Source organism: Vibrio sp. DW001 (assembly GCF_029016285.1).
Classification (GTDB): domain Bacteria; phylum Pseudomonadota; class Gammaproteobacteria; order Enterobacterales; family Vibrionaceae; genus Vibrio.
On the sequence record NZ_CP091975.1, the window covers coordinates 597528 to 622232 of the forward strand.

Annotated in this window: 23 protein-coding genes; 15 read left to right on the forward strand and 8 right to left on the reverse strand. The window is 42.3% G+C overall.

Translation table 11 applies throughout. The features are described 5' to 3' along the window. Positions 1–127: 127 nt before the first annotated feature. From L3V77_RS02910 to rdgC, 3 genes are all read right to left on the reverse strand, one after another. On the reverse strand, positions 128–361 hold the full coding sequence (locus L3V77_RS02910; protein WP_195702306.1) for a hypothetical protein: 234 nt from the start codon (positions 359–361) through the stop codon (positions 128–130). A 186-nt stretch (positions 362–547) separates the two neighbouring features. Beyond that, positions 548–1906: a tRNA 5-hydroxyuridine modification protein YegQ gene (gene yegQ, locus L3V77_RS02915; RefSeq protein WP_275135651.1), complete on the reverse strand. Its 1359-nt coding sequence runs from the start codon at positions 1904–1906 to the stop codon at positions 548–550. Positions 1907–2223: 317 nt separating this feature from the next. Next, positions 2224–3138, reverse strand: a complete 915-nt coding sequence (rdgC, locus tag L3V77_RS02920; RefSeq protein ID WP_275136679.1) for a recombination-associated protein RdgC — start codon at positions 3136–3138, stop codon at positions 2224–2226. A 268-nt stretch (positions 3139–3406) separates the two neighbouring features. Here rdgC and phoB point away from each other — a divergent pair, with 268 nt between their 5' ends. The 3 genes from phoB to L3V77_RS02935 are packed head-to-tail and all read left to right on the forward strand — an operon-like array spanning position 3407 to position 6403. Further along, positions 3407–4096: a phosphate regulon transcriptional regulator PhoB gene (gene phoB, locus L3V77_RS02925; protein ID WP_195702308.1), complete on the forward strand. Its 690-nt coding sequence runs from the start codon at positions 3407–3409 to the stop codon at positions 4094–4096. Positions 4097–4117: 21 nt separating this feature from the next. Next, positions 4118–5416 (forward strand): phosphate regulon sensor histidine kinase PhoR, encoded by a 1299-nt coding sequence (gene phoR, locus L3V77_RS02930; protein WP_275135652.1) that lies wholly within the window; start codon positions 4118–4120, stop codon positions 5414–5416. Positions 5417–5431: 15 nt separating this feature from the next. Further along, complete coding sequence (locus L3V77_RS02935; RefSeq protein ID WP_275135653.1) at positions 5432–6403, forward strand: PstS family phosphate ABC transporter substrate-binding protein; 972 nt, start codon at positions 5432–5434, stop codon at positions 6401–6403. 3 nt (positions 6404–6406) lie between these two features. Here L3V77_RS02935 and ppx read toward each other — a convergent pair whose 3' ends face one another. Together ppx and ppk1 are read right to left on the reverse strand one after the other, a co-directional pair. After that, positions 6407–7918, reverse strand: coding sequence for an exopolyphosphatase (gene ppx, locus L3V77_RS02940; protein WP_275135654.1), 1512 nt, complete (start codon positions 7916–7918; stop codon positions 6407–6409). Then, complete coding sequence (ppk1, locus tag L3V77_RS02945) at positions 7911–10013, reverse strand: polyphosphate kinase 1 (protein WP_275135655.1); 2103 nt, start codon at positions 10011–10013, stop codon at positions 7911–7913. The genes ppx and ppk1 overlap by 8 nt, the downstream gene beginning before the upstream one ends. A gap of 218 nt (positions 10014–10231) precedes the next feature. Between ppk1 and L3V77_RS02950 the strand changes: the two genes are divergently transcribed. From L3V77_RS02950 to phoU, 4 genes are all read left to right on the forward strand, one after another. Next, the gene (locus L3V77_RS02950) at positions 10232–12454 is read left to right on the forward strand and encodes an ABC transporter permease subunit (RefSeq protein ID WP_275135656.1); all 2223 of its coding nucleotides are present in this window, start codon (positions 10232–10234) and stop codon (positions 12452–12454) included. 107 nt (positions 12455–12561) lie between these two features. After that, positions 12562–14211 (forward strand): phosphate ABC transporter permease PstA, encoded by a 1650-nt coding sequence (pstA, locus tag L3V77_RS02955; protein WP_275135657.1) that lies wholly within the window; start codon positions 12562–12564, stop codon positions 14209–14211. Between the two features lie 2 nt (positions 14212–14213). Then, positions 14214–15032: a phosphate ABC transporter ATP-binding protein PstB gene (pstB, locus tag L3V77_RS02960; protein ID WP_195702315.1), complete on the forward strand. Its 819-nt coding sequence runs from the start codon at positions 14214–14216 to the stop codon at positions 15030–15032. Between the two features lie 82 nt (positions 15033–15114). Next, positions 15115–15813: a phosphate signaling complex protein PhoU gene (phoU, locus tag L3V77_RS02965; protein ID WP_195702316.1), complete on the forward strand. Its 699-nt coding sequence runs from the start codon at positions 15115–15117 to the stop codon at positions 15811–15813. 31 nt (positions 15814–15844) lie between these two features. Here phoU and ppk2 read toward each other — a convergent pair whose 3' ends face one another. Continuing rightward, positions 15845–16627: a polyphosphate kinase 2 gene (gene ppk2, locus L3V77_RS02970; RefSeq protein ID WP_275135658.1), complete on the reverse strand. Its 783-nt coding sequence runs from the start codon at positions 16625–16627 to the stop codon at positions 15845–15847. A gap of 252 nt (positions 16628–16879) precedes the next feature. Between ppk2 and L3V77_RS02975 the strand changes: the two genes are divergently transcribed. From L3V77_RS02975 to L3V77_RS03005, 7 genes are all read left to right on the forward strand, one after another. Continuing rightward, positions 16880–17281, forward strand: coding sequence for a DUF2170 family protein (locus tag L3V77_RS02975; RefSeq protein ID WP_275135659.1), 402 nt, complete (start codon positions 16880–16882; stop codon positions 17279–17281). Beyond that, positions 17278–17961: a PspA/IM30 family protein gene (locus L3V77_RS02980; protein ID WP_275135660.1), complete on the forward strand. Its 684-nt coding sequence runs from the start codon at positions 17278–17280 to the stop codon at positions 17959–17961. The genes L3V77_RS02975 and L3V77_RS02980 overlap by 4 nt, the downstream gene beginning before the upstream one ends. Before the next feature lie 119 nt (positions 17962–18080). Next, positions 18081–19106, forward strand: a complete 1026-nt coding sequence (locus L3V77_RS02985; protein ID WP_275135661.1) for an ion channel — start codon at positions 18081–18083, stop codon at positions 19104–19106. 11 nt (positions 19107–19117) lie between these two features. Then, positions 19118–19750: a YjfK family protein gene (locus L3V77_RS02990; RefSeq protein WP_275135662.1), complete on the forward strand. Its 633-nt coding sequence runs from the start codon at positions 19118–19120 to the stop codon at positions 19748–19750. A 45-nt stretch (positions 19751–19795) separates the two neighbouring features. Then, positions 19796–20212: a DUF350 domain-containing protein gene (locus L3V77_RS02995; RefSeq protein ID WP_275135663.1), complete on the forward strand. Its 417-nt coding sequence runs from the start codon at positions 19796–19798 to the stop codon at positions 20210–20212. Between the two features lie 16 nt (positions 20213–20228). Then, positions 20229–20846, forward strand: coding sequence for a DUF1190 domain-containing protein (locus tag L3V77_RS03000; protein WP_275135664.1), 618 nt, complete (start codon positions 20229–20231; stop codon positions 20844–20846). 3 nt (positions 20847–20849) lie between these two features. Beyond that, on the forward strand, positions 20850–22016 hold the full coding sequence (locus tag L3V77_RS03005) for a glutathionylspermidine synthase family protein (RefSeq protein WP_275135665.1): 1167 nt from the start codon (positions 20850–20852) through the stop codon (positions 22014–22016). A gap of 184 nt (positions 22017–22200) precedes the next feature. Here the strand turns inward: L3V77_RS03005 and L3V77_RS03010 are convergent, their stop codons facing one another. After that, positions 22201–22809 (reverse strand): peroxiredoxin C, encoded by a 609-nt coding sequence (locus tag L3V77_RS03010; protein WP_195702325.1) that lies wholly within the window; start codon positions 22807–22809, stop codon positions 22201–22203. Between the two features lie 197 nt (positions 22810–23006). Between L3V77_RS03010 and L3V77_RS03015 the strand changes: the two genes are divergently transcribed. After that, on the forward strand, positions 23007–23912 hold the full coding sequence (locus L3V77_RS03015) for a hydrogen peroxide-inducible genes activator (RefSeq protein ID WP_275135666.1): 906 nt from the start codon (positions 23007–23009) through the stop codon (positions 23910–23912). Positions 23913–24078: 166 nt separating this feature from the next. Here the strand turns inward: L3V77_RS03015 and L3V77_RS03020 are convergent, their stop codons facing one another. Beyond that, positions 24079–24657, reverse strand: coding sequence for a hypothetical protein (locus L3V77_RS03020; RefSeq protein ID WP_275135667.1), 579 nt, complete (start codon positions 24655–24657; stop codon positions 24079–24081). Positions 24658–24705: the final 48 nt, after the last annotated feature.

Consider the following 24705-nt stretch of genomic DNA (forward strand, 5'->3'; position numbering starts at 1 on the left):
ATACCTTGGTAACAATACGTACGCACAAAGAAGCTCATACGTAACAAGTCACGAGAGCATAATGATAAAGTGGCGCGAAGTGTACCACAGGCTAGGAAGGTGAAAAACAGGTGATGTTAGGAATTAATTACGCGGCTTTTTTGCTCGCAGTCGACCAAGAGTAGAGGTCATCATCGGTTAGATTGTCAGTAATTCGGGCCACAAGATGCAATGCTTGCTTAGTCTGTGATTCGTTGAATACATGATCGGTAATCAGTGCCCATCCACGAACAATACACTGACTTCCAGATTTGATAATCAAATCAGCAAGTTGCTCTTTACTTTTCTCACAATACGTTTCGATCTTGTAGATATCATTCATAATACAGATTCACAATTTTCTGCTTAAATGGATTGGAATCTATTTAACAGAAAACTGCCACTTGGTTGACAAGGTTATTAATATGCATAATTCATCACCATATGACAATAGTAAATCTCATATAATCGTTAAAAAATCAGGTTTATTGATAAATAAACCTGATTTTTGATAACGTTTACATACAAATTACTTACCAGTGGGATTTCTTGTATCTTGACCGTTGCCTAGATTTCGCATTAACAGAGCGAATTCTAGGTTTAGATCTTCTGGAACAGGTATAAATACAAAGTGCCCATTACCTTTCGCATCTTCGATTGATTCAGATTTTCGGTTTTCCATGGTTTCAAGCGTAAAAGTAATGTTTCCATTTGGTGTCATTAACTCTAAGCGATCACCAACAAGAAATTTGTTCTTCACATCAATTTCCGCCAATTCACCACGGCGCTGACCGGTAAATTCACCTACAAATTGCTGCGTATCAGAAATGGAATAACCGTATTCATAGTTCTGATATGCATCGTGAGTATGTCGGCGTAAGAACCCTTCTGTGTAGCCACGATGAGCCAGGCTTTCAAGGGTACCGAGTAGATTTTCATCAAAAGGTTTACCTTCCACCGCATCATCGATGGCTTTACGATAAACCTGTGCAGTACGTGCACAGTAATAAAAAGATTTCGTTCGGCCTTCAATTTTTAATGAATGAACTCCCATCTTAGTCAAACGTTCAACATGCTGCACGGCACGAAGATCTTTCGAGTTCATGATGTAAGTGCCATGTTCGTCTTCAAATGCGGCCATTTTTTCGTCAGGACGATGGCTTTCAGAAAGCAATACAACATCGTCAATCGGTTTGCCAAGGCCAAGTGTATTGTCTGGGCGTTCTGTGGCTTCTTGGATCTCTACGATTTGGCCCGAATCACTCTCTTCGGCCTTCTCTACGTTGTACTCCCAACGACAAGCATTAGTGCACGTGCCTTGGTTAGGGTCACGCTTGTTCATGTAACCTGAAAGTAAGCAGCGGCCAGAGTACGCCATGCAAAGTGCACCATGGACAAAAATTTCAAGCTCTGTTTCTGGGCAATGCTCTCGAATCTCTTCAATCTCTTCTAAAGATAGCTCCCTTGAGAGGATAACTCGCTCGACACCTTGAGTAGACCAAAACTTAACGGTTGCCCAGTTTACAGCATTCGCTTGTACAGAAAGATGGATTGCGACATCAGGAAAGGTCTCTCGGACCATCATGATCAAACCAGGATCCGACATTATTAATGCGTCCGGCCCCATTTCAACAATAGGCTTCAAATCTCGGATAAAGGTTTTCAGCTTAGAGTTATGCGGCTGGATATTACATACCACATAAAGCTTTTTCCCCTGAGCATGAGCTTCATCGATACCGATCTGCAAGTTCTCATGATTGAATTCGTTATTACGAACACGAAGGCTATAGCGTGGTTGTCCTGCGTAGACTGCATCGGCCCCATAGGCGAATGCATAACGCATATTTTTAAGACTTCCAGCAGGTGACAGTAGTTCTGGCTTAAACATATTTATATTCTCTAGTCTGATTGCAAGTCAGAATTGCACTACCAAATAGCGCAATAATTGGGAGCGCGAATATTACGCGAAAAGGAGGGAGTTTCCTAGTGATTTGGGTTTTTAATTGTGTATAAATTGAGCGAGAAAAAGGTAGAGAGTATGGCTTTTATGGGAGTAAAAGTTGCGCGGGTAACGCCATCTAATTATCGCCATTTTTTCAAGCTATCATTCCCGTATTCACGAGAATGATAGCCATTCTGGACTTAATCATAGAGTGATGGAGATGGTATTAGATCTACCATCCTAACCACAGATTTAGGCCAAGATTAAGTGGCGTTATTTGTTAACCCACCTAACTCTTTAAAAAGATTAGGTAAGAAGCTCGCTAACTCTGAACTCATCAAAGAGAAGTCAGCATCAAATCGTGCTGCTCGGTCCTCTCTTGGGATATCTTCATTTTGATCTTTTAAATCTTCATTGAATTTTAAGCGTTTGATACTGCAATCATCGGCTAGAATGAAATCGATATGCTCTTGCCAGTTTAGCGCTAGCTTAGTCACTATCTTATCCGCGTTAATATGGTTAATGATCTCTTCTGAGCTCAACTCCAGTTTTTTACAGCGAATAACGCCACCATCTTCTTTAAGCGATTGCAATTCTGCTTCATTTAGCATGGTGATACCTTGCGGCGTATTACCCGATTTGACCCACTCTGTCATCAAGCCTTCGAGTGGTTGTTCCGGAATAGCAGGAACAACGGGTAGGCTGCCGATGCTCTTACGTAACAGCGCCAACACATCTTCAGCTTTATTGAAACTACTTGCATCTACCACGATCAGTTCTTCCTTAGGAAGGATCAATACATTGGTAAACTGACTTTTGCTGAAGGCGCGAGGAAGGAGATCGATAACGATATCTTCCTTAATGTTATCTTTCTCATTTTTCTTAAGAGGGCGACCTTCTACGAGTTCCATTGCGTCTATTTTTTCGGCCATCGATTCGTTGATAACAGAGGCCGGTAGCATCTTGTCTTCTTTCTTCGCACAGATAAGAATACGGTTCTCTGATACATGAGTAAGCATGTCACCGAATTTTCCCATTACATTACACCAACCAAATTTGCTTTTATCTTGGCTGCTACATGGCGTGAAGCGAAACTCTTCAAGTTGCTTCTCTAGTTGCTCTACATCAAATTCGATATCACGGTTAAAGCGATATACCAGACAGTTCTTAAACCACATAGTCATTCTCTTATCTTAGATTTAGGCGACACATAATAGGGGAATAATCAAAATTTGTTGAGTGCTTTATACCAAGAATCTCTGTTGCTACGAAAAAATGCACAGTGTGCTTTCTATAAGTACCGCTAGGATAGGGTATTTTTAGTCGACTTGAAGATGTGACCACTATGCGACAGTTATGTGAAAAATAGTTTGCAAAGGTCACAAAAGTGTCATACTTAGCGAAGATAATGCTTAGCGTTGATTAAAACTTAAAGGTTGCTCAATTATGTCTAGAAGGATTCTGGTTGTTGAAGATGAAGCACCAATACGTGAAATGTTGTGTTTTGTTCTTGAGCAAAAGGGTTATCAAGCAGTGGAAGCAGAAGACTATGACGCTGCTCTAAATAAACTGTGCGAACCATACCCAGATCTCATATTACTTGATTGGATGTTACCGGGTGGTTCGGGTATCAATCTAATTAAACATCTTAAGCGTGAAGAGCTTACTCGCAACATCCCTGTTGTGATGTTAACCGCTCGCGGAGAAGAAGAAGATAAAGTTCGCGGGCTCGAAGTGGGGGCCGACGACTACATCACTAAACCGTTTTCACCAAAAGAGCTTGTCGCAAGACTCAAGGCGGTTATTCGTCGAGTATCGCCAACAGCGCTAGAAGATGTCATCGATGTTCAAGGTCTTAAATTGGACCCAGTTTCACACCGAGTAACCGTTAGTGATCAAGCGGTTGATATGGGGCCAACTGAATTTAAGATGTTGCATTTCTTTATGACGCATCAAGAACGAGTCTATAGTCGCGAACAGTTACTTAATAATGTTTGGGGCACAAATGTTTATGTCGAGGATAGAACGGTCGATGTACATATTCGTCGCCTTCGTAAAGCACTCGAACTCGAAGGACACGACAAGCTAGTACAAACAGTACGTGGAGCTGGCTATCGTTTCTCAACCAAAGCTTAAAGGAACTTTTCGGATAAATAGATGGTAGAAAAGTTAACATGGAAAAAGTTAGTCTGGTCACTAGCTTTTTTTTACACACCATGGATTATGATTGGCTGGTTGTTTGGATATATGCCGTGGTTGCTTCTTGCGGCGACGGCGATTCAGCTTTTATGGCATATTCACAATCAGATACGATTGTCGACTTGGTTGTGGGATGAAAAGCGTCTAACGCCACCCTCTGGTACTGGCCATTGGGAAGGGTTGTTTAACGGTATCTATCGTTTAGGTCAAAGGCAAAGAAAGAAGCGTAAAGACCTGACTAATCTTATCCGCCGCTTTAGAAATGGCGCAGAGTCATTACCCGATGCGGTGGTGGTTTTTCGCGACGAAGGCAATATTGTTTGGTGTAATAAGCTTGCCCAGTACCTTTTGGGTTTCCGGTGGCCAGATGATTCCGGACAGCCTATTTCTAACCTAATACGTACCCCTGATTTTATTAAATACCTTGGTAATAACGATTTTACAGAACCGTTAGAGATGCGATCTCCCCTGAATGTTGAACGTATGCTTGAGTTGCGTATTGTGCCCTACACGGAAGGTGAGCATTTAATGGTGGTACGTGATGTTACCCAATTGAATCAGTTGGAAGGGATGCGTCGTAACTTTTTCGCTAATGTATCTCATGAGCTACGTACTCCCATGACGGTTCTTCAAGGTTATCTTGAGATGACAGAAGACCAAGATATGCTCGTTGGCCCTATGTGGCCCAAGGCACATGGCGTGATGACGGAACAATTGAATCGCATGAATGCATTGGTCAATCAGCTTCTGACGTTGTCTAAAATAGAGGCAGCTCCAATGCACGACCTTGATGAGGTGGTGGATGTACCATCCATGCTCGATGTGTTGGAAAAAGAGGCTCAAGCACTGAGTGGAGATAGAGGCCATAAATTTGTGTTCGATATCGACCCGTTGTTAAAGATCCTCGGTGATGAAGATCAACTGCGAAGCGCAATATCTAACCTTGTTTACAATGCGGTCAAATATACACCGGACGGTGCGAATGTGCATGTCAGATGGTATCAAACCAATATGGGGGCGCATTTGGATGTAGAAGATAGTGGTGAAGGGATAGAACCTCAACATATCGTGCGACTTACGGAACGGTTTTATCGTGTGGATAGAGCTCGCTCCCGAGAGACGGGCGGCAGTGGATTAGGATTGGCCATCGTGAAGCACGCACTAAGCCACCATGATTCAGCTTTAGATATCCGTAGTGAAGTCGGTGTAGGTAGTCAATTTTCCTTTGTTTTGCCAAAACGGCTCATCGTAAAATAGGAATGTAGTTTAGGAATGAGAGTGGTCACCTGTTTGTCGATAACCCGTTTACTCTGCATCACCTTGAGCTTGCTCAGTGTGAGCCCCCAGACGTTGGCAAAAGAACTACCGAACTATAATAAAGTATCTGGTTTGTCGGGTAATTTAACCTCGGTTGGCTCCGACACTCTCGCAAGTATGTTATCCCTATGGGGAGAGGCGTTCAAAACGTATTATCCCAATGTTAATGTGCAAGTTCAGGCCTCTGGTTCTTCCACTGCTTCGCCTGCATTAACAGAAGGGACGGCACAATTTGGTCCAATGAGCAGACCAATGCGACTTAAAGAGCTTGAGGCTTTTGAAAGAGAGCATGGGTACAAACCAACAGAATTAAAGATAGCGATTGATGCTATTGGAATATTTGTTCATAAGGACAATCCGATCGAAGGGTTAAGTTTTTTTCAGATCGATAGTATTTTTTCGTCCACGTTACGTTGCGGTAGTAATCAGCCTCTAGAATATTGGTTCGAGCTAGATGTTAAGAGCGAATGGGCGAAACGTCGAATCCAATTATTTGGTCGAAATTCAGTATCAGGGACTTATGGGTACTTTAAGAAAACGGCGTTATGCGGTGGCGATTTTAAACGTAACGTTAATGAACTTCCGGGTTCAGCTTCGGTCGTTCAGGCCGTCGCATCGGGAATTAACACGATTGGCTATTCTGGCGTTGGTTACAGCGTCTCAAACGCAAAACGGCTGCCTATTTCGGTTGATGGTACGCATTATGTCGAGGCGACGAGAGAGACCATTCTGAATGGTGAGTATCCGTTATCGCGTTTTCTGTATGTGTATATCAACAAACATCCCGGTAAACAGCTATCTCTGATCGAAACGGAATTTATCCGTTTTATCTACTCCAAGCAGGGTCAGATGGTGGTCGAAAAAGATGGATATGTCGGGATTTCTGCCGATTTAGCCAATAAAGAGCTAGAAAAAATTGGGTTGTGACGTTTAGAAATCAATCACCCAATCTACTTTTTGCCAAAATTCACTTTCGGTTTCTAGGTCAGCTTGAAGCAGTTTGTTATTGTTGAGCCAATCTTTATCTTCACACTCTATCTCCCAATGATCGTCCCCCTTGATCTTGAGGTTCAGTTCAGGCAAACCTTCTTCGTTTCTTTGGCCATTCAATACAATGGATAGGCGCAGAATTCGAATGAGTTGGATAATATGCCTTTTTTTGAACAGGTTGAACTCCTGCATTTCTTGCAGCTTTAGTGATTTGCGCTGAAAGCGTGCGAGGGTAGCAAGTACAATTTGCTGTTCTTGGTTGAAGCCCGGCATGGTCGTGTGTCGAAGTATATAACTAGAGTGGCGATGAAGCCCTTGATAGCTAATACTTAGACCAACCTCATGCAGTAATGCGCTCCACCCCAATAATGAGGAGAGTTCACCACTTCTCTTAATACCGGTATCGGAAGATACCTGCATTAGAAAACTCATGGCTTGTTTTCTGACTCTATCGGCGTGATTTAAATCAACAATATGCTTTCTGGCTAAGTATTCGGTAGTACGCATGCGAATGTCTGAACGTTCGAAACGTGCCTCCATTTCGTAGAGTAAGCCTTCGCGTAACGCACCATCAGAGAAATGTAATTCTTTAATACCTAGGCCCGTAACAATAGACTCCAGAATCGCAACACCCGCTGCAAATACGGGTTTACGTTCAATCGTCAAACCTTGAAGGTCGATCTCATCGATGGATTCGAATTCACACAATGTGTCGATAAGCTTGTTGAGACGTTTAGGGGTTATAACACCATCTTCAAAGCCCAAACCAATTAACACCTCGCGAATTGCCTTGATCGTGCCAGATGAACCTATTGCTGCTTCCCAGCCTTTTTTTCGATAAGGTTTTATGAGCGATTCAAATCGTTGCTGGCTAGCGATACTGGCGTGAGCGAAGTTGGTTTTAGAAAGCTTACCGTTGGCAAAGAACTGATCGGTAAAACTGACACAGCCCATCAGTGTGCTGTTGACTAATTCTGGCTCAAACGCTTGGCCGATGATCATTTCGGTACTGCCGCCACCAATATCAATGACAAGTTTACTCTTCGATTCAGGTTGGGTGTGCGCGACGCCTGCATAAATGAGGCGAGCTTCTTCTACACCGGGAATGATTTCAATTGGGAAAGGCAGTACCTCGCGTGCGCGACGCATAAAGGCATTCGCGTTTCGAGCTTGTCGTAGTGTGTGGGTAGCCGCAATACGAACGTTTTCTGGTTCAAACCCCTGTAATCGCTCTGCAAACATTGTGAGACAATCCAGACCGCGAACGATGGCGGCTTCATTAAGTAATTTGTCTTTAGGGTTTAAGCCTGAAGCAAGCCGCACACGCTGTTTGTGGCGACTCACTATCTGTAGATCTTCTCCAACAATGTGTGCAACAACCATATGAAAGCTATTTGAACCCAAATCGATTGCGGCGACTTTACGTCTTTGAAGGTCTATTTTTTCATTCATCTTTTATCGGATTCTCATGTTCTATTCTGGTCTGCTTTTCAACTTGCTTGATGTAATCGTAAATAGCAAGTTGCGAGCGAATTTTTTTCCGGTTACCACGAGGTACATAATCGTTGTTCATGCCGCTATCAATAACACGAGCTTTCATCGTATCCGTGAACTGAATATTAATTATATCTATAATACGTTGTTTAAGTCGTTCATCGCGTATAGGCACCGTAACTTCAATTCGATAATCGATGTTACGTGTCATCCAATCCGCCGATGAGATATGCACCGATGGATTTCCGTCGTTTTCACAGATTATTACCCTAGGATGCTCTAAGAAGCGGTCTACAATGCTGATAATCTGAATGTTATCACTAATCCCTTCGACTCCGGGAACAAGTGAGCACATACCGCGAATAATCATCTTTATCTTCACACCAGCAGCGCTCGCACCATACAGCTTACTGATTAACCCTTTATCGACTAGGTTATTGATCTTAAGAGTTATGCCTGCCTTTTTACCTAATTTTTTGTTCGCAATTTCCTGGTCGATTAGCTTATAAAGTCGACTTCTGGAGTTGCGAGGAGAAACAATTAGATGATTGAATTTGACGGGGCGATAAGGATTTTCTATGTAGCCAAATACGTTGCGTACTTCTTCAACAATTTCTTTGTCTGCGGTTAAAAGTGCGAAGTCGGTATAGATACGGGCTGTTTTTTCATGGAAATTACCGGTGCCGACATGAGCATAGCGAACGATTTCACCCTCTTCACGACGGGAGATAAGCAGTAATTTTGAATGGATTTTCAGGCCGGGAGCGCCAAATTGAACGTGTACCCCAGCGTCGGTTAATACCTTAGACCATTCAATGTTGGCTTCTTCATCAAAACGAGCCTGTAGCTCAACCACAACCGTTACGTCTTTGCCACTATGTACCGCATCAATCAGCGAGTTCATTAGCTTAGAGTTTTTAGCGACTCGGTAGATATTGATCTTAATGCCGCGGACCTTTGGGTCAAAAGAGGACTGACGGACTAATTCTGCGACATGATCGAAGGTGTGATAAGGGTAATGAAGGAGAATATCTTTAGCTTTAATCGCGTCGAAACTGTTGTTATACCCTTCAAAATCAGCACAGGTTAATGGTGGTAATGGTTTGTTCTCTAGATAGTCTCGACCGACATTTGGGAAGCCGATAAAATCTTTGAAGTTATGATAACGGCCACCGGCTATGAGGCTGTCATAGTTTGATATTTTAAGCGTTTCACACAAGAAATAGAGTATCTCTTTAGGCATCTCTCGCTCATAGACAAATCGAACAGGCATTGCGGTTAAACGCTGTGCCACTCCTTCAGACATTTGTTCTAGTAAGCTGTGTTCAACCTCGAACCCCAAATCATATTCAGCATCACGAGTCATCTTCATCGAATAGCAGTGCAGTTCTTCATATTCAAAGAACCCCTGGAAGATATCATCTAAGCAGTAACGGATAATGTTATCGAGCAAAATGATAGTTTTTCGACGTTTCCCTTTTTGTTCTGGGACCATAACAAAACGAGGTAATTGATCGGTTGGGATCTCAATAAGTGCATATTGAGCTTTGTCTTTTTTCTTTTTCTTTCTCATTTCGACCGTTAAATAGGCGTACTCATCTTTTAAGAAAGAGAGTACGTCGATATCTTCCGTCATAATAAGGGGAGAAATATGGGGCAATACTTCCTTTCTGAAGTACTTTCTGATCCATTTCTCTTGCGGCTCGCTCAATTGAGTTTCATTAACTAAAAATATACGGCGACGAGCCATCTCTAAGAGTAGTTCGTTGTATAGCTCGGCGAAGTCTTTTTCTAATTGAGCCGCTTTGGATTGCATTTTCGCAAGAAGATTTTTTCCGTCGTCTTTGTTACCGCTTTCTTGGGCAATAAGAATTCGTCGTTTTACATCAGAGAAACGGACTTTGTAAAATTCATCGAAATTGTTTGAATAGATGCCTAAGAAGCGGATGCGTTCAATCAGCGGAACGGTTTTGTCTGCCGCTTCTTGCAATACACGCTCATTAAAAGATAGCCAACTTAACTCTTTATCGATATAAAGTTTTTCTGCACTCATGATACCTTCCGACAAATATTAAGGGTGTTTACCGATCATCCCCTAAAAACAGGGAAAAATAGATAGTGAAAGGTAGGCCCTTTCTGTTACATAATTATTTCAATGTTGCCTACTTTTGTTATTGGTGGCGTTTTTCAGTTGTTTACAGCTTCATTGTAATGTAACTGTCACGTAAACGAAATATTATTGATGCGCTGATAAAAAGGATTAATTTCACCATGGCAAACGCCGAATTTTCTTTAAACGAACGAGATAGGGTGAGGTACTTAAAAGATCGCTTAGCTCGTTTTGTCGTGAAGAGTGGTGGTATTGGTATCCTTGCAGCTATATTGCTTATCTTTTTCTACCTCGTATCGATGGTTTTGCCGATATTCTCGCGCGCCGAAGTAAACCCATTAGCTGACTACAGTTATCAACAACAGAACAACGCGATAGGTATTGGTGTTGGGGATTACGGCGAAAATGCGTTCGTATTCGATGAGGTAGGGCAGTTGGTCTATGTTGGGTTCGAGCAAGGAGAAGCCAAAACATTACTGACGACAGCGATTCTTGAAAATCCAACCGCATTTGCAAAGAGTGCTCAGTCGCAAGGTTGGTATGCTTATGCAAATGATAATGGCGAAGTGCTGGCAGTAAAGCCCGGCTTTAATGTGTCTTTTACAAATGATGGACGCGTACTGACACCAGATCTAAAGGTTTTTAATGATGGGAATTCTATTCTTATCGATGAGCAAAAAGACGCCATAGCGCAATTCGCATTTTCTATTCAAGATGGGATAGGCACGTTTGTTGCGGTGTCTGCCTCTGGTGATGTTAATGCGGTTCGAGTTAGCCAAACAAGTCGAACAGAGGCCGATGAACCAACCTGGCAAATAGAGCCGTTAGACTTACCTGCATTTCCTGATCGTATCGATCAACTGAACCTATCTCCAGATGGTAAACATCTATTCCTTTTATCGGAAGAGGGTTTGATGATTGCCCAGCTTACGAAAAATCGATTCAATGCTCGTGAGTTTGTCGATTTGTCTCGTGGTAGGGCAGAAAAATCCGTCAAGCAGATCAATCTACTCTCAGGTGCGTACTCTATTCTTGTCACGCACCAAGACAATACGATTTCACAGTGGTTTGATGTGCTCAAAAGCGGTGAAAGGGTACTGACTAAAATTCGAGAGTTTCCATTGAGCGAAGGTAATCAATTTCTATTGACGGATACCTATCGCAAGGGTTTTTACAGCTTTACAGAGAATGGCTTAATGCAGAGCTTTTATTCGACCAGCGAAAATCAGCTATTTTCAGGGAAAATCTATCCGCAACTGCCCAACATAGTTGCTATGTCGAACAATGAAAGCTATCTCATTGCGCTTGATAATAAAAAGCTACATATCCATGAATTAAAAAATGCTCACCCAGAGGTCACCTTCTCTTCCATCTGGAGAGAGGTTTGGTATGAAAGCTATCCTGAACCTCAATATGTGTGGCAATCGACCTCTGCCAGTGACGATTTTGAAGCGAAATTTAGCTTAGTCCCCATTGCATTTGGAACCCTTAAAGCGACCTTCTATGCCATGTTGTTTTCTGTGCCTCTTGCGGTGTTTGGTGCGGTCTATACGGCGTATTTCATGTCCTCATCGATGCGAAAGATTGTTAAACCATCGATAGAAATTATGGAAGCACTGCCAACCGTTATTATTGGTTTCTTGGCTGGGTTATGGTTAGCACCAATCGTCGAGTCCTATTTAACGGGCGTGGTTTTGATGCTCATTATGCTGCCTGTATCGGCTATTTTGATGAGCCTGTTGTGGGCGATGATCCCCAAAGTGATAATGAGTCGGCTGCCTATCGGTTGGCATGTGGTGATCCTTATTCCTGTTATATTGATTGTTGGTTACACCAGTATCCATTACTCCGTGGACATTGAGCGTTGGTTATTTGATGGGGATGTTCGAGTTTTTCTTGCGGATAACGGTATTAGCTACGATCAACGAAATGCTCTGGTGGTTGGTATCGCAATGGGATTTGCAGTAATCCCGACCATATTCACCATCGCCGAAGATGCCATTTTTTCTGTGCCGAAACACCTTTCCGACGGCTCATTGGCGTTAGGTGCCACTCAATGGCAAACATTGCTTTATGTTGTTTTACTAACCGCAAGCCCCGGTATATTTTCGGCGATAATGATAGGGTTAGGCCGAGCGGTAGGTGAAACCATGATTGTTCTTATGGCTACGGGTAATACACCAATCATGGACTTTAGTATCTTTGAAGGTATGCGAAGTCTATCTGCGACAATAGCGGTTGAAATGCCAGAAACGGAAGTGGGTGATACGCACTATAGAGTTCTATTTTTGGCAGCGCTGATCCTATTTATATTTACTTTCGCTGTAAACTCGCTCGCCGAATTGGTTAGACAAAGACTTAAGGATAAATACAGTTCAATGTAGGTTGAGCCTAAAGTGGTCGTCTCATATTAAAGTGTTGTTACTGGGGAACAATAGGCGCTCTATTGGTTAATTTTAAAGAGCTACAAATTTTAGGAATGAATTAATACGTGTTTTTTCAATGGATAAAATCAGGAAAGCCTTGGATTTGGCTTACAGGAGGAGCAGTCAGCGTTAGTCTGGTATCTGTTTTCGGCCTACTATTACTGATTGGTTGGAAAGGCCTTGTTTATTTTTGGCCTATGCCGTTATCTGTGTGGACAGATGAGAACGGTAACAAAATTGCGGGGCAGGTTTATCAGCGTGCAACTATTCCGGTTTCTCGCTTGTCTCACAGGCAAGAGAGCCTACCAAAAGAGGTGATTGAAGCGGGTAGTGTTGAACAACTTAGTATCAAGGTTGCAAATAGAGAGCTTTACCCACTCGATTTTATATCCGTATTGAAACCGAATTTGTCCGAGCCTGAATATCCCCAAGATTGGGTGGTATTAGAACGCACTCAAAACGGCTCTTTTTTTGGTAAGCCACTCGCGTATGTCACCGAGAATGGTCGATATACTACGAATGTAAAATCTCATCTCAAATATGGTGTCGACTTTGGTAATTCAATTCGTATTGAAATTGATCGTATTTTAAATGTAGAAGTGCGGGAGATTGGTTGGGAACTAAGTCAGATACGGCTTAAGAAAAGAAAAGCAGAATTTGAAGGTGAACTAACGACGCTTTACTTAGATGAATACGACGAGAAGAAAAAGGCATTAGAATCGCTTATCTCAGAGGCGGAAGCGAAACTCGCTCAACTTCGTTCCAAACTGAGAAGTGAATACCTGATAGTAGAGGAGATGTCGGGTGGTGTTCATCAGATCCCTCTTATTGATATTCTGGATGCTTGGTATCCTAACGATATGACGTATTTGGAGCAGTTTTTTCATTGGACTAAGCAAGCCAAAAAATTTCTGTTAGATGATCCAAGGGAAGCCAACTCAGAAGGGGGGGTCTTCCCTGCCATATTTGGTACTGTATTCTTGGTTCTAATGATGTCGATTATTGTGACTCCTTTAGGGGTGTTAGCGGCCGTTTATCTACACGAATATGCCGAAAACAATGCGCTTACCCGAACGATTCGAGTTGCGGTGATCAATCTTGCTGGTGTGCCCTCCATTGTATATGGTGTTTTTGGGCTCGGCTTTTTTGTTTATACTATAGGTGGCTCTATAGATGAGCTTTTTTATGCAGATAAACTGCCGACACCAACATTTGGTACGCCAGGGATACTTTGGTCTGCATTAACCTTAGCTTTGCTCACTCTACCTGTGGTGATTGTCTCTACGGAGGAAGGCTTAGGTCGTATTCCTTCTTCAGTTAGAGATGGTTCTTATGCACTTGGGGCGACACAGTTTGAAACATTGTGGCGTATTGTTTTGCCAATGGCTAGCCCTGCAATTATTACGGGATTAATCCTAGCAGTAGCACGTGCGGCGGGAGAGGTGGCTCCCCTTATGTTGGTCGGTGTTGCCAAGTTGGCACCGAGCTTGCCCGTTGATAGCCATTATCCGTATGTGCATCTTGAACGTAAATTCATGCACCTTGGTTATCATATATACGATGTAGGTTTTCAGACGCCAAATATAGAAGCCGCAAGGCCGTTAGTTTATGCCACTTCCTTCCTGTTGGTAATGGTGGTGGTGGGCTTAAACTTAACGGCTATAAATATTCGCAATAATTTGCGAGAAAAATATCGTGCATTAGGACAAGATTAATCATGTTTTCAGTTAGTTCAACACTGGGTTATGAATCACCTTTAGATGTGCAAAACCTAGCCGATAAAGATACGGCTATCGCGATAGAAAACCTCAACCTGCATTATAAAAATGGTCAGGCGCTTACGGACGTCTCAATGCGAATTCCGAAAGGCAAGGTGACCGCTTTTATCGGTCCGTCAGGTTGTGGGAAATCCACATTATTGCGTTGTATTAATCGAATGAATGACTTGGTGGAAGGGTGTCGTGTGGATGGCCGAGTTTATTTACATGGTAAGAATGTTTATCAAGAAGATGTCGATGTAGCCACACTACGACGTCGCGTTGGCATGGTATTCCAAAGGCCAAACCCTTTCCCAAAGTCTATCTACGAAAACGTAGTTTATGGTCTTCGACTCAAAGGGATTAAAACTGCGCGAACATTGGATGATGCAGTAGAGCAGTCACTACGAGCCGCGGCGCTGTGGGATGAAGTGAAAGATAGGCTACATGAAAATGCATTTGGCCTTTCAGGTGGTCAACAACAAAGATTAGTTATTGCGAGAGCCATCGCGATCGAACCGGAAGTGCTGTTACTCGATGAACCAACCTCTGCCCTCGATCCGATATCGACATTGACTATTGAAGAGCTGGTCAATGAACTGAAAACGAAGTACACCGTAGTCATCGTCACTCACAACATGCAGCAAGCGGCAAGGGTAAGCGACCATACTGCGTTTATCCACCTAGGAAAGCTCATCGAATACAACGACACAGATTCAATATTTACCTCGCCTACAAAAAAACGTACCGAGGATTATATAACCGGCCGATACGGGTAATCTGTGCTTGTTCCATCGAACAGGTTTCATTTGTACCGTTATTGAGTCGAATTGATACCACCGTTAATTTAATAGGCAAAAAATGCATTTTGGTCGTCATATATCCGGACAGTTTAATGTAGAACTCGAATCCATCCGAACCCATGTGTTGACCATGGGTGGACTGGTTGAGCAGCAGCTTTCATTCTCAATGCAGGCACTAAACAAAGAAGATATGGAGCTTGCACAACAGGTGGTTCGTGATGACCACAAAGTGAATGCAATGGAGGTCTCTATTGATGAGGCCTGTACGTTGATCATTGCTAAGCGTCAACCAACGGCGAAGGATTTACGTTTAGTGATGGCAATAATTAAAACGATAACGGATCTCGAGCGTATTGGTGATGTCGCGACTAGGATTGCACGTGTTGCATTGGAAACACCTTCAACAAAACATAAAAATTACCATGTCTCTTTAGAGACATTAAGCCGTCAGGCTATTGCGATGTTACATCAAGTCCTTGACGCGTTTGCTCGAATGGATATCGATGCCGCAGCAGAGGTATACAAGCTTGATAATCAGCTGGACACTGAGTATCGAGCGGTGATAGAGCAGCTTACTAAGAACATGATGGAAAACCCGAAAAATATCCCGAGTATTTTGCAAGTCATGTGGTCAGCAAGGGCTATCGAACGTGTGGGCGACCGCTGTCAGAATATCTGCGAATACATCATCTATTTTGTGAAAGGCAAAGATGTGCGTCATCTGGATGAAGATGATATTGATGAGCACATCAAATAGTCCTTCTTTTGTCATAGTGACGTGAGAATACCTACTTTTCCAAATATTCAGGTACATAAGATTGTTCCTCAATCGGCGCTCTTATGTAGCCATCTTTGTTAATGTTGGGCAGCGTAATTTCAGGAAACTCTATGTCATGGTATTCGATACTCGATAATAGGTGACTAATACAATTGAGTCGTGCACGTTTTTTATCATCTGATTCAACTACCCACCAAGGACATTGTTTGGTGTCGGTGTAATTGAACATCTTATCTTTCGCTTCAGAATATTCCGCCCAGCGGCTACGAGATTCAAGATCCATTGGGCTAAACTTCCAACGTTTGATGGGCGTCTGGATTCTTTCTAGGAAGCGTTTTTCTTGTTCTTCATCGGAAACAGAGAACCAGTATTTAAGAAGAATAATGCCTGAACGGGTTAGCATACGTTCAAATTCTGGACAGGAACGTAAAAACTCTTGGTATTGGTCGTCATCGCAAAAGCCCATGACCTTTTCAACGCCGGCGCGGTTGTACCAACTACGATCAAAGAGAACGATTTCACCAGCGGCTGGTAGGTGAGTGACATAGCGCTGAAAATACCACTGTGTTTTTTCTTTTTCCGTCGGGGCGGGGAGTGCAGCCACGCGACAGATACGAGGATTAAGCTTCTCTGTTATTCGCTTAATGACGCCACCTTTACCTGCTGCATCACGACCTTCAAAAATAACGACGACTTTAAGACCTTCTTGTTTTACCCAGCTTTGAAGTTTAACCAGTTCAACTTGAAGTTTTTCCAGCTCTTTTTCGTATACTTTTTTATCAGTTTTTGCCATACAAGATCTCCTCGGGTTGCCATAATGTTAGCAACTATCAGAAAAAGAAAAAGTTTTGCTAAATGAAATTGAGAGGGTTAATGCACGTTGGATGTTATTTAATAAATTAGTAGACTGTTTTGAATGACACAGGCAGTAACACTATGCTATGGACAGGGTGAATTTCAATGCGTAGACTGTGATTTACTGCGTTAAAAAATATATACTTTATTTCAATAACATACGGTTTTTCTTAATAGATACGGTGGAACTATGATTTGTCAATCTCCAGATCTAATCTCAGCTCTTAAAGAGCATGAAGGTTGGGTAGTTAAAGAAAATGAAAATACATTAGTCATAACCAATGAAGACAACATTGACGCTTTTCTTGCCATATCCGGTGAGCAGATCCTTGTAGAGGTTCTTCTATTTAGTAAAGATCAAGTAAAGAACTCACAAGATCTTAACGATTATGTGCTGAAAACCCATAAGATGTTCCCGTTAACAACGATAGGCATCAATGAGATTGACGGCGATGAGTATTATGTTGCGTTTGGTTCGCTTTCGTCTCAGTCAAAATTAGAAAGTGTTATTATAGAAGTGGCAACCTTGTTTCGTAATGTCGAAGCATTTATCGAATTATATCAAGAGTTTTTAGTGGAGAGTGGACAATGAGTGTTTGGAAAAAACTATTCTCAGCGGTAAAGGGTGGCGCAAATGAAGCAGCTGAATCCGTTGCTGACAATCAAGCCTTGCGTATCTTAGACCAAGAAATCAGAGAGGCGAAAACAGAATTACGCCGTTCTGATGAGGCGCTAGTGAGTATTATTGCAAAGCGTAAAATGTCACAAAACAAAGTCAATGCGTTTGATAAAAGCATCGCTGAATATGAAAATCATACTCGTGTAGCGATGGAAAAAAGCCAACAAGAACTTGCTCTTGAGTGCGCTCAAAAAGTCGCTAACTTGAGAAATGAAAAAGAAGCAGAAAACGTGTATTTAGAGCAATTTAAATCATCTGCACAGAGCATGAGTACAAATATCGCTCAAGCAAAAGATAAGCTTCGTCAACTCGAGCAACAGGTCGATGTTGTGAAAGCGAATGAAGCCGTACAGAAAGCGCAGTCCGCGGTTTCTGCGACAAATGTGGGTGCGAATGCAAAAATGCATACCGCTGTGGAATCGTTAGATCGGATCAAAAAGCGTCAGGAAGAGAGATCGGCGCAGCTTGAAGCCGCGGCAGAAATAGCAGACGTAGCGTCTGGTAGCTCTCTAGATAAGAAATTAGCAGACGCTGGGATCACCTCAGGCCAATCATCAGCAGAAGATGAGTTAGCTCGAATTCTGGGTAAATAAAAAACAGAGTAAAAATGAAAGCATCGCAAGGTGCTTTCATTGATTTATACAGACTTGTTTAGATGGGTGGTTTAGCGCCGTCCATTTAGATCGTGGTCTTTTGAAAAGAGGGAACGAATATGTCGTTATGGCTGGCGATGCGCCAATGGACGGTTCGTCACTTAGGTCATTTAACCGGAAGAAACCTTGTTTTCTTACTTATAGGTTATATTTCAATAAGTTGGTTGCTACTTCGTCTCGTTGGCGAGTCTGATCTTACGAATTCATTCAGTGTATTTATTTACTACTTGGTCGTGACGGCTTCCACTGTGGGGTATGGTGATTTTTCGCCTGCTACTGATATCGGAAAATGGGTAACGTCGTTATTTATTATTCCAGTGGGACTTGGTCTATTTGCAATCGTTGTAGGGCAAGTGGCAAGTCTTCTTGTGGAATCTTGGCGTAAAGGAATCATGGGGAAGCGGAGCCTTAAAATGAAGAATCATATATTGGTGCTCGGTTGGAACGAGAAACGTACATTAAATATGTTAGACATGCTATTGCATGAAGAAAAAAAGAATCGCGCTATCGTATTATGCGCCTGTGCGGAGATAGAAAACCCACTCCCAGGTGTTATCGAGTTTGTCTCAGTTCCAAGTTACGTAGACAGTCTAGAAATGGCTCGAGCAGGGATAGCTGAAGCGAGCTGTATTATAATTGATACGCCCGAAGATGACGTTACGTTGAGTGCGGCACTTTTTGTGAGCGGTCAAAACTCAAATGCACATATTTTGGCGTATTTTAATAACGAGGAATTGAGTAATCTTCTCAAGAAGCATTGTCCAAATATCGAATGTATCCCTTCGGTATCGGTTGAAATGCTGGCTAAATCTGCGGTTGATCCTGGTTCTAGCTCTCTTCATCAAGAGTTGTTGAGCACCACGACAGGCATGACTCAATATTCTGTTATTTATCCTTCAAATCATTCAACAACGTTGTTTGAAACCTTATTCCACTCTTTCAAACAGAAACATGATGCCATATTAATTGCCGTTGATAATGGCAATGGCCTGAAAATTAATCCAAACCTAAAAACCGAGATAGCAGAAGGTATGACTCTTTTCTATATCTCAGATGAGCGAATTTCAGATGTTAACTGGCCTTAATAGGAGCGAACATGTTTGATTGGTTTAAAAAGAAAGAACAACAACCTGAGCCGCTTAGTGCTCCTGAAGTTCTAGGGATGCGACTAGGTGGTGCTATAGAGTTAGACGACCTCAAGTTTCGCTTAATAGAAGAGTATCTGACAATAGAAGGTGCCGCTCGAACTCAGCTTATTAAAGCAGTTGGGGAAGTAAAATTAGATGGTCAAACGAGGTTGTTACGATTCTATACTGATGACGATGGCTACTTTCAGGTGCTACAAAACGGTAAAACAGACGCCGATGTATCGGAAGTGAAACTGGTTTATTTTTATGAAACAAAACCGGTAGACAGTGATAAGCAGTGGGAACATTGGCTTGCCACCGAGTTGGTTTTACCAAATAAAAAACTTGATGAATACACGTTTTACAAAGCTTGGGACAATGAACGCCCAGTTGCGATGACGGAAAAAACATGGTTTGAAGATGGCAGTGTGACCGAAACAGATCAATTTGCGATGGTTTACGAAAGAGAAATTAACTCAGAACTGTTTGAAGGGTTACAGATCATCGCAGAAGAGAAAATGGAAAACAATCAAACACAACGAAGTGTTGTTTTTAGCACCAGTATTGATGTGTCACCAACTGATTTTAAAATTATTGGTTGATGGTAATGACAAGATTATTAAACAATAATTATTTAAGGGATTAGCATGCAATTACTAATAGACTCCATTGGGAATGTAGGGGCATTTTTGCTCTATTTTTCTCTCTCCTTGGCATTTTTACTACTCTTCAAGGTGGTTTACGTCCGGTTTACTCCTTACGATGAATGGGCATTGATTAAAGATGGAAAGAACATTTCAGCGGCGGTAGCACTTGCTGGATCTATACTTGGTTATAGTTTGGCCATTTCGGGCGCGGCAAGTAATTCAGTGAATATTGTTGATTTTGCTGTTTGGGGCGTGGTTGCATTTCTAGCGCAAATCGTGGCTTTCTTCTTAGTTCGTTTTACCTTTATGCCCAAGGTTGTCGAGCGAATAGAAAATGGTGAGATTCCTGCTGGTATAGTGATGGCCGCAACGTCAGTTTCGGTTGGATTGTTGAACGCAGCATGTATGACTTACTGATAAGGAGATTGTGAGGATGAAAAAAACCAAACAAGTATCTTTGCAACGAATGCGAAAATCATGGCGTCCATTTGCACAAAATTCTCTTTCGGTTGCCGTTGTTTCTGCGATGCTAGCAGGGTGTGGTGATACTGAAGATGCCACTATCTACCAAGGTGTCGATGATTGCTCTGGCGATAATCCAGATTTTGCCGAGCAATGTAAGGCTGCCTATGAGTACGCGTTGGAAGAGGCAGGTCGTACGGGGCCAAAGTACAATACTGAAAATGAGTGTACTCAAGAGTTTGGTGCGAATGCTTGTGTACAAGCTCCGCGCTCTAACTGGTTTATGCCCGCAATGACGGGCTTTATGTTTGCCCGCATGATGACGAATAATCGACCATATTACTCGCAACCTATGTATTCCTCGCGTTACCCAGGTAGTATTTTTCATGACCGCTGGGTTAGCTCTGATGGTCAAGATTACGGCTCCAGTCGTTATAAGAAATCGACAGTAAAGGTCGGACGAGATCAGATGAAGCCGAAACCTACGGCAACTAAAACCATGTCTAGAGGTGGTTTTGGTTCAACTGTTTCTGCTAAATCTAGCTGGGGAAGTAGCAAATCATCATCAAGTAAAAGTTGGGGTGGTTAAGCCATGTTGAGGGTCGACGCGAAAGAAAGAAGGCATTGGAAAGCGCTGGCAAAAGAGTACGGCTTTGGTTTTCATTCGGTGTATGAAAACCCTTATTGGGACGAGTCGGCTTACTATCAGTTTACCCTTGAGCAAATAGAAAAAGATATTGAAGACCCAACAGAAGAGATCCACCAAATGTGCTTACAGGTGGTGGATAAAGTAGTTGGGGATGATTATTGGTTACGAAAATTTCAAATACCAGAACCGATGTGGGAAAACGTACTGACATCATGGAAGCAAAAAGAGTCGTCATTATATTCGCGACTCGATTTTGCCTATGATGGAAAAGGGGCGGCAAAATTATATGAAAACAATGCTGACACGCCTACGTCACTCTACGAAACAGGTTTTTGGCAGTGGTTATGGTTAGAAGACATGGTGAATAGCTCTCAGATACGCCGTGATGCAGACCAATTTAATCTTCTGCAAGAGTTACTGATAGAACGCTTTCAAGAAATTGCTATACAGCAGCCAGGGCAAACACTACATTTCAGTTGTTGCAAGGATAGCGTCGAAGATCGTGGTACCGTTCAATACATTGAAGATTGTGCTCTAGAGGCTGGTTTATCTACGTCTTTTGTTTTTACTGAAGATATTGGTCTTAACAACAAAAAAGAGTTTGTTGATCTCAATGACCAAGCCGTTCGCTGGATGTTCAAGCTCTATCCGTGGGAGTTTATGTTTAGAGAGCAGTACGCGGGGAATTTACAAGAAGCAAAGGTTAACTGGCTTGAACCTATGTGGAAATCCATTATTAGCAACAAGGCATTATTGCCTTTGCTTTGGAAAATGTTTCCTAATCATCCAAATTTAATTCCTTCTTTTTTCCCCGACGATAAGAAGATAAGCACCCTAGGTGATTATGTTATTAAACCGCTTTTCGCTCGTGAAGGTGCCAATATATCCATTGTAGAGAAAGGAAAAAAAACACTGCAGACGGATGGTCCCTATGGAGAAGAAGGTGTTATTTATCAAGCATACCATCCACTACCAAAATTTGGTGATAACTACACCTTGATAGGCAGTTGGCTGATAAATGATAAGCCCGCAGGTATGTCTATTCGAGAAGATGTCTCAAGAGTGACTCAAGACTTATCACGTTACATCCCGCATATTATTCTTGATTAGATAACTTTTTAGATTGGTATAATACTAGAATCGTGAAAAGGGCAAATAATCAAATAAAAAGCCCAAGCTTTCGCTTGGGCTTTGATCTTAGGCTGATGATTACTTTATAACTGATTGGCGTGCGTTTTACGCTTTTATATTTTGTCCAACCATAAACCTGTGTTGAGGACAGGCTTAACAGTAATTACTTGTTTAAATCGTCTTCGTGCTCAGCTAGGAATGCTGCAACGCCAGTTGGAGTTGCGTCCATACCTGCTTTACCTTCTTCCCATTGTGCAGGGCAAACTTCGCCATGTTTTAGGTGGAAGTTTAGTGCATCAACCATGCGTAGCATTTCGTCGATGTTACGACCTAGTGGAAGATCGTTAACGACTTGGTGACGAACAACACCTTCATCATCAATTAAGAAAGAGGCGCGGAAAGCAACACCAGCTTCTGGGTGCTCGATACCGTATGCTTGGCAGATTTCGTGCTTAACGTCAGCAGCGAGTGGGTATTGAACTTTACCGATACCGCCATCTGCGATAGCGGTGTTACGCCATGCGTTGTGAGAGAACTGAGAATCGATAGAAACGCCGATAACCTCAACACCCTTGTCTTGGAAGTCTTGGAAGCGTTTGTCAAAAGCAATGAGCTCTGATGGACAAACAAAAGTAAAATCTAGTGGGTAAAAGAATACTACCGCCTTTTTACCTTTAGTGAATTCTGCGAAGTTGAAGTTATCAACGATTTCGCCGTTACCTAAAACAGCTGCAGAAGTAAAATCTGGGGCTTGACGTCCTACTAGTACCATTTTCTTGCTCCTAATTAAGTATTTTCTTCAAACCATTTGGTTTGAGTTTGTGTTTCTACAAGCAAACTATAGTACATAACTGAGCATCTAAAAAAGCGAATTAAATAGATTGATTTAATCGAAAAAAGCGATTAGGTTGATTTGCGTCTTATTGAGAAACTAAACAGTAAATAAAATGGTTGGCACGGATAGATAATATGAATAAATGGCCCAGTCTAAAACAACTGCACTATATCGTCACACTACATGAAACACGGCATTTCAGTCATGCCGCAGAAAAATGTTTTGTGAGTCAATCTACTCTAAGCAAAGGAATACAAAACCTTGAAGAGATGATTGGCTGTCCTCTTTATGAGAAAAAAGATAAAAAAAGTCCGCTTGTATTTACACAGGCTGGCGAACTGGTTGTGACTCATGGCAAAGAATTACTGGCTAAAGGGCAGGACCTCATCGAGTTGGGTAAACTCTGCCAAGGTGGAACAATGCAGGGTCAACTTAGAGTGGGCTGTATTCCGACAATCGCTCCTTTTCTTCTGTGCGATTTAGTCCAAGAAGTGAATCAACGATTTCCGCAACTGAACCTTCTGCTAAGAGAAGATACCACGACAAATTTACTGGAGGCATTGAAACATGGCCAGATGGACGTATTAATTTTGGCTCTACCAGTCGATATTGGAAATATGCACAGCAAGGTTGTTGGGCAGGATCCTTTCAGGATGGTGATTAGTCGTAATCAGGCCGATGGGATTCGAGTTCCGATAAAATATGACGAACTGCCAAACGAATCCGTGTTTTTATTAGAAAATGAACACTGCTTAACGGAGCACGCGGTTTCAGCCTGTAAATTAACGGACAAAGATAAGATTAATCCATTCACTGCCACAAGTTTACATACGTTGGTGCAGATGGTCGCTAATGGGCTAGGGACAACATTTATCCCACAGATGGCGATCGAACATGGATTATTAGAAAACCAAAATTTGATTGTTGTCGATCCCCCCGGTCAACAGGCCTACCGAGATATCGGTCTTGTTTGGAGACCAAGTTCCTCGCGTTACGAGACGTTTGAAAAATTAGCAGAGGTGGTTTCTGAACTTATGTAATACCTATCTGGAAGATTAACTGAACCCGGATTTTCTTAGCTTGGTATCGCCGCTATTTTCATCGCCGTAAGAAATAAAAAAGCATTGGAAGTTGGGCTTGGCCTTCCAATGCTGAAATCTTACGTGGTCAGTTACGCGCTAGTTCTAAATTACCTAGTCGTTCTATTTAGTTTGGTAATACCTCAACGCAAGCAAGGCTAACGTCTTGGTCGATATAGGCCATTCCCAATTTATTTAGAAACGCCATACGGTCGGCTTTCATAAGATCAATGTCGGGTGCATCGAGACCACAACGCTCATAGATTATTGCTAGATGCGCCATAAAATGCTCGCCAGTTTCCATTAATAATAAACTGGCAGCTCCTACATCAGGTTTCACATTAACACGTTGTTTTTCCGATAAGTTTATCGCTAATACTATGGGGTCTTCCTTTCCTTCAAAGCGTACCGTGCGGTTTCGAACGGCTTGCTCGGCCCAATAATAGGCTAGCTCTTTACTTTGAGTTAAGAAAATCGGTTCTTGCGATTCTGTATAGCGATTACCAATGGTCGCCATGGTACTGACGGCGGCTTGGTTCAACGCTTTATCTCCTGAACGCTTTAATCCTTGTTCCTGAATTGAAGTGAGCAGAGCTGAAGAGGTGCCGTGGTACCAAACATCATTCGTTTCAAAACCATCAGACGTGAGTAATTGTTTTGCATCCTGAAGGTGAGTTGGAATTCGAGTCATTTTAGGCATCCTCATATCGGCGTTGAGTACCGCCATCCATTAGAGGGATGGCGGACTTCGCTA

Excerpts from the sequence above, each read along its gene's own strand:
- L3V77_RS02910 (WP_195702306.1), bottom strand. The coding sequence starts at position 361 with ATGAATGATATCTACAAGATCGAAACGTATTGTGAGAAAAGTAAAGAG.
- yegQ (WP_275135651.1), bottom strand. The coding sequence starts at position 1,906 with ATGTTTAAGCCAGAACTACTGTCACCTGCTGGAAGTCTTAAAAATATG.
- rdgC (WP_275136679.1), bottom strand. The coding sequence starts at position 3,138 with ATGTGGTTTAAGAACTGTCTGGTATATCGCTTTAACCGTGATATCGAA.
- phoB (WP_195702308.1), top strand. The coding sequence starts at position 3,407 with ATGTCTAGAAGGATTCTGGTTGTTGAAGATGAAGCACCAATACGTGAA.
- phoR (WP_275135652.1), top strand. The coding sequence starts at position 4,118 with ATGGTAGAAAAGTTAACATGGAAAAAGTTAGTCTGGTCACTAGCTTTT.
- L3V77_RS02935 (WP_275135653.1), top strand. The coding sequence starts at position 5,432 with ATGAGAGTGGTCACCTGTTTGTCGATAACCCGTTTACTCTGCATCACC.
- ppx (WP_275135654.1), bottom strand. The coding sequence starts at position 7,918 with ATGAATGAAAAAATAGACCTTCAAAGACGTAAAGTCGCCGCAATCGAT.
- ppk1 (WP_275135655.1), bottom strand. The coding sequence starts at position 10,013 with ATGAGTGCAGAAAAACTTTATATCGATAAAGAGTTAAGTTGGCTATCT.
- L3V77_RS02950 (WP_275135656.1), top strand. The coding sequence starts at position 10,232 with ATGGCAAACGCCGAATTTTCTTTAAACGAACGAGATAGGGTGAGGTAC.
- pstB (WP_195702315.1), top strand. The coding sequence starts at position 14,214 with ATGTTTTCAGTTAGTTCAACACTGGGTTATGAATCACCTTTAGATGTG.
- phoU (WP_195702316.1), top strand. The coding sequence starts at position 15,115 with ATGCATTTTGGTCGTCATATATCCGGACAGTTTAATGTAGAACTCGAA.
- ppk2 (WP_275135658.1), bottom strand. The coding sequence starts at position 16,627 with ATGGCAAAAACTGATAAAAAAGTATACGAAAAAGAGCTGGAAAAACTT.
- L3V77_RS02975 (WP_275135659.1), top strand. The coding sequence starts at position 16,880 with ATGATTTGTCAATCTCCAGATCTAATCTCAGCTCTTAAAGAGCATGAA.
- L3V77_RS02980 (WP_275135660.1), top strand. The coding sequence starts at position 17,278 with ATGAGTGTTTGGAAAAAACTATTCTCAGCGGTAAAGGGTGGCGCAAAT.
- L3V77_RS02985 (WP_275135661.1), top strand. The coding sequence starts at position 18,081 with ATGTCGTTATGGCTGGCGATGCGCCAATGGACGGTTCGTCACTTAGGT.
- L3V77_RS02990 (WP_275135662.1), top strand. The coding sequence starts at position 19,118 with ATGTTTGATTGGTTTAAAAAGAAAGAACAACAACCTGAGCCGCTTAGT.
- L3V77_RS02995 (WP_275135663.1), top strand. The coding sequence starts at position 19,796 with ATGCAATTACTAATAGACTCCATTGGGAATGTAGGGGCATTTTTGCTC.
- L3V77_RS03000 (WP_275135664.1), top strand. The coding sequence starts at position 20,229 with ATGAAAAAAACCAAACAAGTATCTTTGCAACGAATGCGAAAATCATGG.
- L3V77_RS03005 (WP_275135665.1), top strand. The coding sequence starts at position 20,850 with ATGTTGAGGGTCGACGCGAAAGAAAGAAGGCATTGGAAAGCGCTGGCA.
- L3V77_RS03010 (WP_195702325.1), bottom strand. The coding sequence starts at position 22,809 with ATGGTACTAGTAGGACGTCAAGCCCCAGATTTTACTTCTGCAGCTGTT.
- L3V77_RS03015 (WP_275135666.1), top strand. The coding sequence starts at position 23,007 with ATGAATAAATGGCCCAGTCTAAAACAACTGCACTATATCGTCACACTA.
- L3V77_RS03020 (WP_275135667.1), bottom strand. The coding sequence starts at position 24,657 with ATGAGGATGCCTAAAATGACTCGAATTCCAACTCACCTTCAGGATGCA.